The sequence below is a fragment of the Streptomyces sp. UW30 genome (genome assembly GCF_008042075.1).
Taxonomy (GTDB): Bacteria; Actinomycetota; Actinomycetes; order Streptomycetales; family Streptomycetaceae; genus Streptomyces.
On sequence record NZ_RDBN01000033.1, the window covers coordinates 529230 to 544695 of the forward strand.

Here is a 15466-nt window from a genome sequence, read left to right on the forward strand (position 1 = left end):
GTCATCCCGCAGACTTGATGAGGGACTCCAGGTTCTTCTGGAGCGCGGTGAGCACCTTCTTGGCGCTGCGCTCCTTGCCGAGCCAGAAGTCGGCGAGCCCGCTCTCGATGGCCGCCTGCATCTCGTTCCACTCGGGGATGAACGGCGCCCGGAAGACGAACTCGCTCGACTCGGCGAACACCCCCATGTCCACCTGGGTCTTCATCCACGAGGGCTTGAGGAACGCGTCGCTCTTCTGCACCTCCAGGTTGGCCGGTACGTCCTCGCCGGAGGAGATGATCACCTGCTGAGCCTCGGGCGAGGTGAGGAAGTCGATGGCCTTGAACGCGTTGTCGGCCTGCTTGGAGCTGCGGGAGACGGCGAGGCCGCTGCCGAAGGCGGAGACCGCCTGCTTCCTGCCCCGCCACAGGGGTGCGATGTCCCAGCCGAACTTCGTCTCCGTCAGTCCGGCGATCGCCCAGAACCCGGTGGCGTTGACGGCGACCTTCTGGTTCGCGAACGCCTGGTCGCCGCCGATGTCGGCGCCCATGTCGGCGTAGTCCTCGGCGGTGGGCACGACCTTGTGCTTGAAGACCAGGTCGCCGGCCCACTGGAGGGCCTCGATCGCCTCGTCGCTGTCCACGGCCGGTCTGCCGGCCTCGTCGATGATGGCGCCGCCGTTCTGGTACACGAAGCTCCACCACTGCGGCCACCAGCCGGCACCGCCGTATCCCCACTGCTTGCCCGGGACTGTGAGTTCCTTGAACGCGTCGAGCGCGTCGTCCCAGGTCCAGTCCGCCGTGGGCGCCTTGATGCCCTTCTTCTCGAACAGCTCCTTGTTGTAGTAGACGATCATCGCGCCGGAGCGGTCCGGGATCGCGTAGAGCTGGTCCTCGTACGTGTAGATGGAGCCGACCGAGCCGAAGCGCTGCCCGGCGTCGAGCCCGGCCTTCTTGGCGAGGTCGTCGAGGGGCAGCAGCTGGTTCTTGCTCGAATAGGTGTTGACGCTCTCGGCGACCTGCATGATGTCCGGCCCGTTGCCGCCGGCGATCATCGTCTGGACCTTCTGCGGGTACGAGTCGCTCGGGATCAGCTGCAGCTTGACCTTCAGCTCCGGGTACTTCTTCACCAGCAGGTCGATGCGGGCCTGGTACGCCTTGCGGTCGGCGTCGCCTCCCCACACCGTCATCACCAGCGGACCGCCGGTGGAACCGCCGCTGGAGGAACCGCACGCGGTGAGGGTCACGACACCGGCCGCGATCCCGAGGCCGAGGAAACCACGGCGGGACACCTGAAGCCTGTCAACTGGCATGGCAATACCCCTCGTTGAGGTGCGCGAACGCGCAGGGATCAGCTCTCGGGAGCCCGGGCCCGGCTTCGAGTGACGGTTAAAATAACCCTCAGAAAATCGCGCTAACAAGCCCTTGTTTCGTATGAGTTTCAACTTGCACCACTCGCACTCGACCGAAAGGCCGGACCCGCCCCAAGATTTCCTGGGGATGGCCGGGAACTCATCGGGGTCCGCGGCCGACTTGTGTGAAGAGGCGGCTCTGTCCGCGCTCGTCCGCAGTCACCACGTCGTCGCTACAAGGGAGTCGTACGTGTCCCGCTCCACTCTGATCCGCAGTCTGCGCCGAACCGGCGTACTCACCTCGGTCGCCCTCGCGCTGGCCGTCGCCACCGCGGGGCCGGCGGCGGCTCATGCGGAGGTGGAGGCCGAGGGCGCGCGGGCCCTCGACCAGAACGTCGAGCTGACCTTCTCCGCCGAGTCGGAGTCGGCCTCGGCCGGGATCAGCAAGCTGGAGGTGATCCTGCCCGAGGGAATCGTCCCGCAGGACATCACCTACGAAAAGGGGCCCAAGGGCTGGAAGTTCGCCTCCACCGACCGGGGCTACACGGTGTCCGGGCCGAAGCTGGCCGTGGGTGAGGACGTCGAGTACGTCGTGACCGTACGGCAGTTGCCGGACGCCAAGGAGGTGGCCTTCAAGACCCTCCAGACCTACAGCGACGGCAAGGTCGACCGCTGGATCGAGCTGGAGGAGGAGGCCGAGGGGGACGGCCACGGACACGGCCACCCCGCACCCCACCTGGCCCTGAAGGCGGCCGCCSCCGGCGCCGAGTCGGTGAGTCCGACCCCCACGCAGGAACCGACGACGGCTGCCCCGTCGTCGGCCCCCGCCTCGGACAAGCCTGCCGCCCAGGGTTCCTCCGCCGAGCCGGCGGCGGCCGAGGCGAAGGACGACGACGGCATGTCGATCGCCGTGCCCGTGGGCATCGCTGCCGCAGTGGTGGTGCTCGGCGGCGGTGCGTGGTGGCTGACGAAGCGCCGGGGCGGGGCCGCCTGAGGACGCCGGTCCGGGCGGGTCGCTGAGGGGGATCAGCGACCCGCCCGCCCCGGCGCAGCGCCGCTCACTGACTCGGTATCACAGAACCGTGAGCAGTGCGCTGCCGGCGGCTCTGCCGTCCCGCAGGGGTCTGAGGGCCAGACGTATCAGGGCGAGTGCGTTGTCGTCGCCGGCGATGCGGTTGGCGCTGAGCCCGGCGCAGGTCCGGCACTGGTGGATGAGCAGCCATTCACCGTCCGGCCGTACGGTCAGGCTCAGTGCCTCCATGCGGCCATGGCAGTCCGCGGCCCGGTCGCCGGGAACTCTCCGGTCGACATGAAGGCTGACCAGGCAGTTCGGGCAGTGGTTGCGGTGCGCGGTGCCGGGCGCGACGAGGGGCACGTCCAGTCGGCAGCCCACGCACCGGAAGTCATTGCCGCGGTGACCGCCGCTCGCGTGCGGCACGTCCTTGGTCCGTTGAGGTCGGCGGCGCCGTTTGCGGCCATTTGTCTGTGTGCGGCGTGGCATGGCTGGTCCTCCTTTCCGTCCGCGGCGTTCAGAGGGTCCCGAACGCTTCGAGGGGGAAGGGAGGTTGGGCCAGTGGCCGTACGGCCATGCGCATCAGGATGAGCTGGTTGTCGTCCGCGCACACCCGGTTCGAGGTGAGCTCGCCGCAGCGGATGCAGCGGTGGATCAGCATCCAGTCACCGGTGCGCAGCACCGCGATGGCGATGGGGTTCATGCGCGCGTCGCACTCGGACCGACCGCCGTCGACCTGGTCGGCGACGTGCCGTGAATGCAGGCAGGACGGGCAGTGGTTGCGGCGGCTGCCGTCGGCGGCCAGGGCCGACACGGTCAGCCCGCACCACATGCAGGAGAAGGTGCCGGTGCTGAGGACGTGGTCGGTGGGGTTGTGCTGGTGATCGAGGTTGTCGCTGGACACCCGGATGCTCCTTGCTGAGAAGTCTGCGATGACAGCAAGAGCAGGCCGAGCGGCCTCGGGAAGCCCTGACAGGGGTCAGGGGCGGCTACGCGATGCGTCGAGGCGCGCTCGGCGCGAGCCGGGTCATAAACACCCCTTCCAGGGCAAGGTGGAACAAAGTCGATGGGCTGAGCTCGCTCAAGCTAGCACCCGCGTGCGGGGCGTCGTCCACTCGTTTTCTCGTGACCCCGGCGCGGTAGCGTCAATTTTGACAGGCCCTTGACAAATTTGACGGTCCCGCGCAGCATGCAAGACATCTGCGGAAGCCTGCAATTCCCTTTGTTCAAGGCGTAATTTTTCCGCACTGCGCATCGAATCCGCACGGACACACCCCGGCAAGCGCGGCCGGCGCGCGCCTTGCCTGACACCCGCATCGTCAGGAAGGACAACCCCCCATGCTTCGGCGCCCTCGCGCGGGGCTGAGAACGCTCACCGCGCTCGCGCTCCTCATGGCCGCGGCCGTCACCACGGCACCCACGGCAGGCCCGGCCTCCGCGGCCCCGGCGGACCTCCCGCCCACCGACTACCAGCAGGTCCAACTCGCCACCGGCGCGGCTGAGTTGGGTGAACCCATGTCCCTGGCCGTACTGCCCGACCGCTCGGTCCTGCACACCGCGCGCGACGGCACGATCCGCCTCACCGACGCCGCCGGCAACACCAAACAGGCCGGCAGGCTCGACGTCTACACACACGACGAGGAGGGCCTCCAGGGCATCGCCGTCGACCCCTCCTTCACCGCCAACCGGTACGTCTACGTCTACTACTCCCCGAAGCTGAACACCCCGGCGGGCGACGCCCCCGTCACCGGCACCGCCGCCGACTTCGAGCCCTGGAAAGGGCACCTCAACCTGTCGCGGTTCACGCTGCGCAGCGACGGCACCCTGGACCCGGCGAGCGAGAAGGTCGTCCTGGAGGTCCCCAACGACCGCGGCCAGTGCTGCCATGTGGGCGGCGACATCGACTTCGACGCGGCCGGGAACCTGTACCTGACCACCGGCGACGACACCAACCCCTTCGACTCCTCCGGCTACGCGCCGATCGACGAACGCACCGACCGCAACCCGCAGTTCGACGCCCAGCGCAGCTCCGGCAACACCAACGACCTGCGCGGCAAGGTGTTGCGGATCAAGCCGACCGCGGCCGGCGGCTACACCGTCCCCGCGGGCAACCTCTTCGCACCGGGCACGGCCGGCACCCGGCCCGAGATCTACGCGATGGGCTTCCGCAACCCGTTCCGCATGTCCGTCGACCGTCCCACCGGCACCGTCTACGTCGGCGACTACGGCCCCGACGCGGGCGGCACCGACGCGAACCGCGGACCGGGCGGCCAGGTCGAGTTCGACCGCATCACCGCGCCCGGCAACTACGGCTGGCCGTACTGCACCGGCACCAACACCACCGGCGAGACGTACAACGAGTACACCTTCCCCAGCGGCCCCTCCGGAGCGAAGTACGACTGCGCCGGCGGCCCCGCCAACAACTCCTTCCGCAACACCGGCCAGGCCAAGCTGCCCCCGGCCAGGCCGAGCTGGATCAAGTACGGCCTGGACGGCTCACCGCCCGAGTTCGGCGGCGGCTCGGAGTCCCCGATGGGCGGCGAGGTCTACCGGTACGACCCCAACTCCACGTCCACGGTGAAGTTCCCGCAGTCCCTCGACGGCCGCTTCTTCGCCGCCGAGTACGGACGCCAGTGGATCAAGGCCGTCGAGGTCAGGAGCGACGGCACCTACGGCACGATCGAGGACGTCCCTTGGGACGGCACCCAGGTGATGGACACCGACTTCGGCCCCGACGGCGCGCTGTACGTCCTGGACTACGGCACCGGCAGCAACAACCAGGCCCTGTACCGCATCGAGTACATCGCGGGCAGCAACCGCAACCCCGTCGCGCAGGCGTCCGCCGACCGGACCTCCGGCGCCCTGCCGCTCACGGTGCGGTTCTCCTCCCAGGGCAGCTCCGACCCCGAGGGCGGGGCGCTGACCTACTCCTGGAACTTCGGCGACGGCACCACATCCACGCAGGCCGATCCCAGTCACACGTACACCACGGCCGGCACCTATCGCCCCACCCTCACGGTCCGCGACCCCGAGGGTCTGACCGGCACCGCGAGCCTGGTCGTCACCGCGGGCAACACCGCACCGACGGTGACCCTGCAACAGCCCCCGGACGGGCAGCCGTTCGCCTTCGGTGACACCGTGCCCTTCAAGGTGCAGGTCAGCGATCCCGAGGACGGCACCGTCGACTGCTCCAAGGTGAAGGTCACCTATCTCCTCGGCCATGACAGCCACACCCACGCCATCACCTCCACCAACGGCTGCGAGGGCAACCTCACCGTGCCCGCCGACGGCGAACACGACAGCGCCGCCAACCTCTACGGAGTCTTCGACGCCGAGTACACCGACGCCGGCGGCCTGACCACGCACTCCGTGCGCACTCTGCAACCCCGCCACCGGCAGGGCGAGCACTTCGGCGCCCAGTCCGGCATCCAGATCGCGAACCACGCCACCGCCGAGGGCGGCAGGACGGTCGGGTTCACCGACGACGGCGACTGGATCTCGTTCAAGCCGTATGTCCTCGCCGGTGCAACCAAGTTCACCGCCCGGGTGGCCTCCGGCGGAGTGGGCGGCACCCTCCAGGTGCGCGCCGGATCCGCCACCGGCACACTGCTCGGCACCGCGACCGTGCCGGTGACCGGCGGCTGGGACACCTTCACCGACGTCACCGCCAACCTCTCCGGCGCGCCCGCCGGCACCACCGAGCTGTTCCTGGTGTTCCGCGGCCCGACCGGGCAGGGCAACCTTTTCGACATCGACGCCTTCACCCTGGGCTCCGGCACCACCACGACCACACCGTGGGAGGCGGAGTCGTACAGCTCCGCCTCCGGCGTCCAGTCCGCGGCGCACGGCTCGGCCAGTGGCGGACTGACGCTGGGCTACATCGACAACGGCGACTGGGCGGGCTACGCCTCCGTCTCCACCGCCGGCGCGACCTCCGTCTCCGCCCGGGTCTCCTCCGCCGGTGCCGGCGGTACCCTCCAGTTCCGCTCCGGCTCGCAGACCGGGCCGCTGCTCGGCTCGGTGACCGTGCCGGTGACCGGCGACTGGGACACCTTCACCACCGTCAGCAGCACGCTCAACGGCGCCGGAACGGGCCCGCTCTTCCTCACCTTCACCGGAGGCACCGGCAGCCTCTTCGACGTCGACACCTTCACGCTCGCCTCCTCGGCGCGAAAGGGGCGATGAACATGACCACCCTGACGCGGCGGCTGCGCCGTGGCGCGACCGCACTGGCCCTGGCCGTGCTCGGCGCCCTGCTCACCCCGGCCGGGACCGCGCACGCGGCCTCCTTCGAGATCCTCGTCTTCTCCAAGACGGCCGGGTTCCGGCACGACGCCATTCCGGCCGGCCTCGACACCCTGCGCACCCTCGGCGGGCAGAACGACTTCACCGTCACCGCCACCGAGGACGCCGGCGCCTTCACGTCCGCGAACCTCGCCGGATACGAGGCCGTGGTGTTCCTCAACACCACGGGCGACGTCCTCAACACCGCCCAGCAGAACGCCCTTCAGTCCTACGTCGACTCCGGCGGCGGCTACCTCGGCGTGCACGCGGCCGCCGACACCGAGTACGACTGGCCGTACTACGGGCAGCTCGTCGGCGCATGGTTCCAGAGCCATCCAGCGATCCAGCAGGCCACGATCCGCAACGAGGACCGCACCCACCCGGCCACCTCGCACCTCGGCGCGACCTGGACCCGCACCGACGAGTGGTACAACTACCGCGCCAACCCCCGCTCCGACGTGCACGTCCTGCAGACCCTGGACGAAAGCACCTACAACGGCGGCTCGATGGGCGCCGACCACCCCATCACCTGGTGCCACGGCCAGGGGCAGGGCCGCTCCTTCTACACCGGACTCGGCCACACCACCGAGTCCTACGCCGACCCGGCCTTCCGTTCCCTGCTGCTGGGCGGCGTGCGCTACGCCGCCGGGCAGGCTGCCGCCGACTGCTCCGCCCCGGACGGCAGCGGACAGGTCGAGGCCGAGTCGTACACCTCCGGCTCCGGAGTGCAGCCCGCCGCGCACACTCCGGCGAGCGGGGGCCAGACGCTGGGCTACATCGAGAACGGGGACTGGGCGGGCTACGCCTCCGTCTCCACCGCAGGGGCGCGGACCTTCACGGCGAAGGTGTCCTCGGCGGGAGCGGGCGGCACCATCGAGATCCGCTCGGGCTCGGCGACGGGCACCCTGCTCGGCTCCGTGGCGGTACCGGTGACCGGTGGCTGGGAGACCTTCACGACCGTCACCACGACCCTGACCGGCTCCGCCTCCGGGCCGCTGTTCCTGAGGTTCACCGGCGGTGGGGGAGCCCTGTTCGACGTCGACACCTTCAGCCTCGGCGCCGAACCCACGGCCGGCGCCCTGGCCGACGACGTGCACCTCTTCTACTACCCGTGGTACGGCAGCCCGGCGGTCAACGGCGGCTGGCGGCACTGGCAGCAGGGCGGCCGCACCCCGCCCGACGACATCGGCGCCGACCTCTACCCGGCCCTCGGCCCGTACGACTCGGGCGACCTCGAAGGCGCCGTCGCCCGGCACATGGAGTGGGTCGCCCGGTCCGGTGCCGGTGTGATCGTCTACAGCTGGTGGGGCCGGGGCAGCTATGAGGACCGGCTCGTGCGGGGAGTGCTCGACGCGGCGCAGGAGCGGGGCATCGAGGTGGCCTGGCACCTGGAGCCGTACGCGGGCCGCACCGCCGCCTCGACGGCCGCCGACATCGAGTACATCAACAGCACCTACGGCGGCCACCCGGCCTTCTACCGTTCGGCGGAGCACGGCGACAGAAGCGCGTTCTACGTGTTCCAGAGCCTGGACATCACCGACTGGTCGGCGCTGGACCAGGTGACCGACACCGGCATCGTGCTCGCCCAGACCACCGACACCACCAAGATCGCGCACTTCTCCGGCATGTACACCTACGACGGCATCGCGGGCGCCACGGCCCCGGGCTGGAAGCAGGCCGGCGACCACGCCCGGGCCAACGGCCTGATCTGGGCCCCGTCCGTCGCGCCCGGCTACATCGACGACCGGGCCGTGCCGGGCAACTCCACGCCCACTGTGGAACGGGCGAACGGTGCGGCCTACGACCGGCAGTGGTCCAACGCCCTGGACCCGGCGATCGGCGGCTCACCGACCTGGGTGTCGGTGACCTCGTTCAACGAGTGGCACGAAGGAAGCTCCATCGAACCGGCCGACTCCACGCCGCCCGCCGGCCACGGCTACCGGACCTACGACGGCGCGTACGGGCAGACGGGAGAGGCGGCGCAGACGGCATACCTGGACCGCACCGCGTACTGGGCGGGCCGCTTCCAGGAGACGACGCGCGACTAGCCCCCACACCAACGCCGGGTCTCACCGGTGAGATGCCCGGCCGGAGCCGTCCGGCCGGGCATCTGCCCGTCCCACGGGGAATGATGACCCTCATGGCGAGGATCGTCGTACTGGGCGCCGCCCTCGGTGGCCTGCAGACAGCCCTGCTGCTGGCCGCGGACGGCCATCAGGTGACCGTGCTGGAGCGTGACCCGGATCCGGCGCCGCCGGATCCGGAAGAGGCATGGTCGCGGTGGCAACGCCCGGGCATCCCCCAGTTGCGCCTCACCCACCTCCCGCTCGCCAGTTGGCTCCAACTGTCCGAAGCGCAGCTGCCGAGCCTGGTGGAGCGGATGACGGCGGCCGGGGCAGTCCGGATGAACGTCCTGGCGCCCGAACCCGGCATGCGTGGCGGCCTGCTGCCCGCCGACGTGCGCTTCGACACGCTGGCCGCACGGAGATGTCTGCTGGAGCACGTCGCCACGCGTGCGGCGGAGGCGGCCGGTGTGCGCATCGAACGGGGTGTCGTGTGCCGAGGGTTGCGCGCCGGCTCCGATGACGGGCCGAGAGCCAAGGGGCGCGTACCGCACGTCACGGGGGTGGAGACCGGCACCGGCCCCCTGGCCGCCGACCTGGTCGTCGACTGCACCGGGCGCCGCTCACCGCTCCCCGCCTGGCTGCGGGACATCGGCGTACCGGGCCCGGTCGAGGAAGCGGGGCGGCGCGGCTTCACGTACTACTGCCGCTACTTCCGGTCGGCCGACGGCGCCCTGCCGGCCAGTACGTTCCCCCTGATCGCCGAGCACGGATCCCTCGGCCTCCTGCGCATCCCGGCCGACCACGGCACGTACTCGCTCGGCCTCATCAGCCGCAGCCACGACCACGAACTGCGCCGGCTGCTGCGCCACGAGGGCGCTTGGTGTGCCGCCGTCCGCCTCTTCCCGGGCGCGGACGCCTGGCTCGACGGCCGGCCCCTCACCGACGGCGTGCAGATCATGGCCGGCCTGACGGACCGCAAGCGGACCCTGTACGACGACGAACACCCCCGAGTCACCGGGGTGGTTGCCGTCGGCGACGCGTGGGCGCTCACCGTGCCGACCATCGGACGGGGACTGGCGATGAGCATGCGGCACAGTCTGATGTTGCGTGACGTCCTGCGGCGCACGGGCACCGCCGACCGCGTCGAGCTGGTCACCGCGTTCGGCCGGGCCACCCGGGACGGACTCGGCGGCGTATACCGGCGAAGCACCTCCTACACCCGGCACCGCCTGGCCGAGATGGACGCACACGCGGCCGGCCGCCGCTACCGGCACCCCGACTGGGACCGGGCGAGGGCGCTGGCGCTGCTGACGCAACGCGAGCCTGACGCGCTGCGGGCGGAGCGGGCCGCCGCCCACCTCCTGCCCGGAGCCGCTGCCGAACTGAGTGCTCCCGCCCTGGTCGAGGCGGTGGACGGGCTGATGCCCGAGCTCGAGCGCCGCATGCCGCCGGGGCCCACGCGGGCCCACCTGCTCGAAGCCGCCGCCGCCGGGTGAACCGTCCTCGGACGGCACGGACGCCCCGCACACCCCATGAGGGCTTTCTTCACGTCTTGACTTAAGTGTGCGGACGTTGCTTGGATCTCAACTCCCGCTCCATCCCGCGCTGTTGGTCCCCCACGTCAGGAGCAGCTGTGAGACGTCCCCTCACCACCTTCGCGGCCGTCGCGGTCACGACACTGTCCGCACTGGTCGGCACCGGTCAGGCCGCCCACGGCCAGGCCGTGACCGGCACGTACTCGACCGGCGGCACTCAGGCCTGGCGGCCACTGCCGACCGTCCGGATCGGCAACGACTCCGGCGGCCCCGTCGACGCCACCGTGGTCGCCGACCCCGCCGCCACCCGGCAGAAGTACGCGGGCGTCGGCTTCTCCCTGGACGAGACGAGCGTGTCGAACCTGTTCAAGCTCACCCGCGCCGAGCGGGAGAAGGCCGTCCGGCTGCTCGTCGACCCCGAACGCGGCGCGGGCCTGGACCGCTTCCGGCTGACGATCGGCAGCCCCGACCTCATCGAGCATCTGCCGTTCTGGTCGCTGGACGACCTGCCCGCCGGTGTCACCGAGGACTTCGGGCTGAAGCACTTCTCCGTCCAGAGGGACATCGACCTGCACATCATCGAGACGATCAAGCTCATCCAGCGCTACAACCCCAAGGCCACGTTCTTCGCGTCGGCATGGAGCGCCCCGGCGTGGATGAAGACCAACAACCGGTTCACCGGCGAGGTCGCGCTCAAGCCCGGCAGCACCACCGAGCACTACCAGGTCGGCAAGCTGCGCGACGACTGCGTCGACGTGTTCGCGCGCTACTACGTCAAGTTCGTCCAGGCGTACGCCCGCCACGGCATCCGCGTCGACGCGCTGACCCTGCTGAACGAGCCGGGCATGGACGTCGTCTACCCGGCCATGGACATCAGCGTCGCCCAGCAGCAGAAGCTGGCCCTGGCCATCAAGCGTGAACTGCGCGCCGCCCGGCTGAACACCCAGCTGTACGTGCACGACTTCAACTTCTGGGACTGGCGCGACCCCAACAGCACGGCGACCAAGAACTACCACCGCATCTTCGAGGACGCCCCGGACGGCTCGGTGACCGGCGAGCAGGTCCGCAAGGCGGCGGACGGCGTCGCCTTCCACCCGTACTGGGGAGACCCGGGCGTCATGCGTGACGCCCGCGAGGAGACCGGGAAGCCGGTCCACCTCACGGAGACGAGCGACCTCGCGCCCTCGACCGTCCTCGACGACTTCCGGCTCGACGCCAGTTCCTACATCCTGTGGGCCCAGACCACGGACCAGGACGGCGGGACCCTGCACTGGACGCCGTCCCGGGACAACAACATCGACTGGGAGCAGGTCGGCGCCACCACCAAGTGGCCGAACCGGCTGGTGAAGGTGAACACGGTCACCAAGGACTTCACCGTCCGCGACGAGCTGTACGGGCTCGGACAGTTCGCGAAGTACCTCGCGCCCGGTGACGTGCGCCTGGAGTCGAGCGCCGCGGAGAACGGGGTCAGCAACGTGGTCTACCGCTCCGGCAGAAGCGGCTATGTCGCCGTCCTCGGCAACAGCGCCGGCACCGACAGCAGGGTCCGCGTCGTGGCCGGCGGCCAGAGGTTCGTGGTGACCGTACCGGCGGGATCCTTCGCCACTTACCGGTGGAAGGGGCAGGCCGGGCACGACGGTCGAGGCTGAGGACGCCCGAAGCGTCGCCGATCGCTCATGGCAGCCGGGTGGTCTCCAGCAGCTGGCGCGCCATCTCCCGCGCGGGCCCGGCGGTGTGGTCGGCGACGCGCCGGAAGGTCTCCTGTGCGGGGCGGGCCGGCCATTCCGGAGGGAGGTGCCGGGCCGGCAGCCTGGGGTCGGCGCGGATCGTCCAGAGCCATTCGCTGACCAGCCGCAGCCGGGTGCCGATCGGGTCGTCGCCGGACCCGGCGTCGAGATGCGCGGTCCAGCGCTTGTCGAAGACGACGTAGCGGGCGGCGATGCTCTCCAGGTCCCAGGTGTCACGGACCATCAGCTCGATGTCGGTGGCCCCGTCCGCCTGGGCGTGGAAGATCTTCACGTGGGCGGCGAGACCGAGCTCCGCGACCACACCGCCGACGTCGACATGCCCGGGCGCGATCCACAGTCCGTTGTACAGCGCGCCGAACCCGGACCAGGTGAGCCGGGAGCGCAGGTCGTGGCGCTGGCGCTTCCAGGAGTCGGGCAGGGAGAAGCCGAGCAGGGTCCAGGAGCCGTCCCAGTCGTCGTTGACCGCGCCCTGCTGCCAGATACGGGTACGGCCGTCCTCCAGGACGCGCGTCGCCTGCGGGGTCAGCCCGAAGAACATCTTGCGGCCCTCGCGCCGGCGCCGCAGCAGGCCCCGGTTGACCATCCGGGTCAGGGTGGAGCGCACGGCCTGTTCGCCGACCCCGACACGGCCGAGCACGTCGATGATGCTGCCCGAGTAGACCCCCACGTCGCCCTCCTCCAGGACGTGGTTGCCGAAGAAGGCGAGCATGAGCGACTGCGGGCGCGGCTGCGGGCCCTGCGAGGTGTCCTGACCGTCCAGGATGTCGTCGTCCTCCACGCTGGCAAGGTTACGGCCGCCCGCCGACGGTGCGACGGGCGGTCGCGGGGCTTCATCGGCCGTCGGCGGGGTGCGCGAGGTCGAACGGGCGCAGGTACGGGGTCGGGCGGTAGTGGACGTAGCGGGTGGGTGTGGTCGGATCGGCCTGCGTGGCACGGGAGTTGAGGGAGGCTGCGTCGGTGCCCTCCCACCTGCCCGTGGCGAGGCGGTCCTCCAGTGTGTGCAGGGCGGCGACCTGTTCGGCGGGGCTGAAGGTGCAGTGGCCGGCGTTGTCGGTGTACGCCTGCCGCAGCCGCGACGCCGATCCCGCGGCGGTGACGGCCCGCTTCAGTGCGCTCTCCGCCTGGACGGGGATGAGGGCGTCGCCCGTGGTGTGGACGGCGAGCTGCGGCTTGGTCAGCTCGCCCGTGAAGGAGCTGGTGCTCGCCATCCACGCGACGGCGTCCGGGTCGGCGCTGACGCGCGGGGCGCGGTTGAGGGTGGCGAGGTCGGCCTTCAGGGAGAGGCCGGCCTCCTTGTAGAGCTCGGTCACCTCCTTGGCGACCGAGGACTGCCCGAGCAGCTTCGCGTAGTCGACCCCGGTGTTCCAGGACATGTTGCCGCCGGCCCGGGTCTCGGCCTCCTGTCGCCAGCTGAAGGCGGGCAGCTTGACCAGGCCCTTGACGGCCTCGTACTGATGGGCCTGCTGGGCGTCCCAGTCGGTCGCGGCGGGCCGGGGCTGCGTGGGCTGGTTCCAGCCCGGGATGTTGTGCAGGGCTGCGGCCAGGGCGATCCGGGCCCGTCCGGCGGGTGTCGCCTGGGCGGTCTCGACGGCGGCTGTCAGGGTGTTCGCCGCGGCGGCGGCGGTCCGCTGGTCCGGAAGGTTCACCAGCGGAATGTCGGTGCCGGGCGCGAGGAGGGTCTTGAGGGCGAAGACCGGGTCGAGGGTGCTGTTCCAGTTGGCTACGCCGCCATGGACCAGACCGCACAGGGACAGCGAGCCGTCGATCCGCTCCGGGTGGCGCTCGGCGATGGCGGTGGTGACGAGTCCGCCGTACGACTGCCCCCAGGCGATGGTGCGGGAGGCCGTGCCGAAGCGTTCGGTGAAGGCGGTGAGGGTGGCGAGCTGGTCGGGCACCGCGTCCGTCACCGCCCAGCCGGTGGTGGCGTAGGACGAGCCTATGAGGGCGTAACCCCGCTGGAGGAGCAGGGCCTTGGTGGCGTCGTCCGGTGCGTCCTGAGCGGGGTTGGCCGGGCCGGAGGTGTAGCCGTGGCTGAAGAGCAGGACAGTGCCGTTCCACTGGGCGGGCACGTCCATCATGTACGTGGCGCCCGAGGGGAGTCGGCCGTTCAGGTGGGTGGGCTCACCGGTGGCGGCTGCCGTCGAGGTGGGGAGGGCGGTCGCCGCGAGGAGGAGGGCCGCCGCGAAGGCGGTGCGGGTGCCGGTCGTCATGCGGTGATCTCCTGCGAGCGTGGGGTGGTGGGGAGTTCGGTGGGGGCGCCGGACAGGGACGTACGGCTCGTCTCGCGTACGAACCACACGGTCAGCGCGGTGATGAGGGAGCCGCCGCACAGCAGCAGCGCGACCGGGGTGCCGTTGCCGCTTCCGGCGACCAGGCTTCCGGCGATCATGGGGGAGAAGCCGGCGCCGATGAGAGTGGCGCCCTGGTAGCCGAGGGAGGCGCCGGTGTAGCGCACCCGCGTGCCGAACATCTCGGTGAGCAGGGCGCCCAGCGGGCCGTACATCGCGGACTGGGCGATGCCGTGGCCGATGACGACGGCGAGGATCAGCGCGCCCGGCGACTTGGAGTCGATCAGCGAGAGGACCGGGAAGGCGGTGGCCGCCGAGAGGACGGCTCCGGTGAGGACGACCGGGCGCCGGCCCACGCGGTCGGAGAGCGCGGAGGCGCAGGGCAGTACGACGAGGGCGACGGCGGCGGACACTGTGAGTGCGGTGAGCACCTGCGGGCGGGCGTAGCCGATGCCGGTGGCGTACGCGATCAGGTAACTGGTCAGCAGGGACTGGGCGGTGAAGGCGCCGATGCCCACGCAGCAGGCCAGCAGCAGGGGCCGGGGCCGCCGCAGGACGTCGACGATCGGCAGCCGGGCCTCGGCGCGGTCCTTCTTCACCTCGGCGAACAGCGGGCTCTCGACCACCTTCAGCCGCACGAACAGCCCGACGCCGAGCAGCACCACGCTCAGTAGGAACGGCACGCGCCAGCCCCAGGCCGTGAACTGGTCCCTGGGCATGGCGACCACGAAGGTGACGACGAGCGAGGACAGCAGGGAGCCGAGCGGGGCGCCCATCTGCGTGAAGCTGGACCACAGTCCGCGGCGCCGCTCTCCGGCGTGCTCGACGACCATCAGGGTGGCGCCGCCCCACTCACCGCCGATGGCGATGCCCTGCAGGACACGCAGGGCGATCAGCAGGACCGGCGCCCAGACGCCGACCGTGTCGTACGTCGGCAGCAGGCCGATGAGGAAGCTGGCGCCGCCCATCAGACCCATGGTGAGCAGCAGCATCGACTTGCGGCCGAGCCGGTCGCCGAAGTGCCCGAAGACGATGCCGCCGAGCGGGCGGGCGACATAGCCGGCGGCGAAGGTGCCGAACGCGGCGATGGTGCCCACGGCGGGGTCGGCACCCGGGAAGAACAGCTCGCCGAAGACCAGCGCGGCGACGGTGCCGTAGACGAGGAAGTCGTAGAACTCCACGGCCGTACCGAGCAACCCGGAC

Annotated in this window: 11 protein-coding genes; 5 read left to right on the forward strand and 6 right to left on the reverse strand. The window is 70.7% G+C overall.

The window, feature by feature from the left end; all coding sequences use genetic code 11:
* Position 1: 1 nt before the first annotated feature.
* Positions 2-1291: an ABC transporter substrate-binding protein gene (locus EAO75_RS17685; protein WP_147996004.1), complete on the reverse strand. Its 1290-nt coding sequence runs from the start codon at positions 1289-1291 to the stop codon at positions 2-4.
* 289 nt (positions 1292-1580) lie between these two features.
* On the opposite strand from EAO75_RS17685, the gene EAO75_RS17690 reads away from it, so the two are divergent.
* Entirely contained in the window at positions 1581-2324 is a 744-nt protein-coding gene (locus EAO75_RS17690) for a DUF1775 domain-containing protein (protein WP_187284479.1), read from the forward strand.
* Positions 2325-2402: 78 nt separating this feature from the next.
* Here EAO75_RS17690 and EAO75_RS17695 read toward each other — a convergent pair whose 3' ends face one another.
* Complete coding sequence (locus EAO75_RS17695; protein WP_147996006.1) at positions 2403-2831, reverse strand: RNHCP domain-containing protein; 429 nt, start codon at positions 2829-2831, stop codon at positions 2403-2405.
* A 28-nt stretch (positions 2832-2859) separates the two neighbouring features.
* Positions 2860-3246 carry an RNHCP domain-containing protein gene (locus tag EAO75_RS17700; protein WP_410092401.1) on the reverse strand — a complete coding sequence of 129 codons (387 nt, stop codon included), beginning with the start codon at positions 3244-3246 and terminating at the stop codon, positions 2860-2862.
* A gap of 434 nt (positions 3247-3680) precedes the next feature.
* Here EAO75_RS17700 and EAO75_RS17705 point away from each other — a divergent pair, with 434 nt between their 5' ends.
* The 4 genes from EAO75_RS17705 to EAO75_RS17720 all read left to right on the forward strand — a co-directional run bounded on the left by EAO75_RS17705 (position 3681) and on the right by EAO75_RS17720 (position 11876).
* The gene (locus EAO75_RS17705) at positions 3681-6527 is read left to right on the forward strand and encodes a carbohydrate-binding protein (RefSeq protein ID WP_147996007.1); all 2847 of its coding nucleotides are present in this window, start codon (positions 3681-3683) and stop codon (positions 6525-6527) included.
* 2 nt (positions 6528-6529) lie between these two features.
* Positions 6530-8674 (forward strand): ThuA domain-containing protein, encoded by a 2145-nt coding sequence (locus EAO75_RS17710; protein WP_187284480.1) that lies wholly within the window; start codon positions 6530-6532, stop codon positions 8672-8674.
* A gap of 92 nt (positions 8675-8766) precedes the next feature.
* Positions 8767-10188 (forward strand): FAD-binding oxidoreductase, encoded by a 1422-nt coding sequence (locus tag EAO75_RS17715; protein ID WP_147996009.1) that lies wholly within the window; start codon positions 8767-8769, stop codon positions 10186-10188.
* A gap of 137 nt (positions 10189-10325) precedes the next feature.
* On the forward strand, positions 10326-11876 hold the full coding sequence (locus EAO75_RS17720) for a glycoside hydrolase family 30 protein (RefSeq protein ID WP_187284481.1): 1551 nt from the start codon (positions 10326-10328) through the stop codon (positions 11874-11876).
* 25 nt (positions 11877-11901) lie between these two features.
* Here EAO75_RS17720 and EAO75_RS17725 read toward each other — a convergent pair whose 3' ends face one another.
* The 3 genes from EAO75_RS17725 to EAO75_RS17735 form a co-directional block, all read right to left on the reverse strand.
* Positions 11902-12753 (reverse strand): PaaX family transcriptional regulator C-terminal domain-containing protein, encoded by an 852-nt coding sequence (locus EAO75_RS17725; RefSeq protein ID WP_261989326.1) that lies wholly within the window; start codon positions 12751-12753, stop codon positions 11902-11904.
* A gap of 52 nt (positions 12754-12805) precedes the next feature.
* Entirely contained in the window at positions 12806-14185 is a 1380-nt protein-coding gene (locus EAO75_RS17730; RefSeq protein WP_147996010.1) for an alpha/beta hydrolase family protein, read from the reverse strand.
* On the reverse strand, positions 14182-15466 hold a 1285-nt coding region (locus EAO75_RS17735; RefSeq protein ID WP_147996011.1), incomplete at its 5' end, for an MFS transporter. The genes EAO75_RS17730 and EAO75_RS17735, both read right to left, overlap by 4 nt.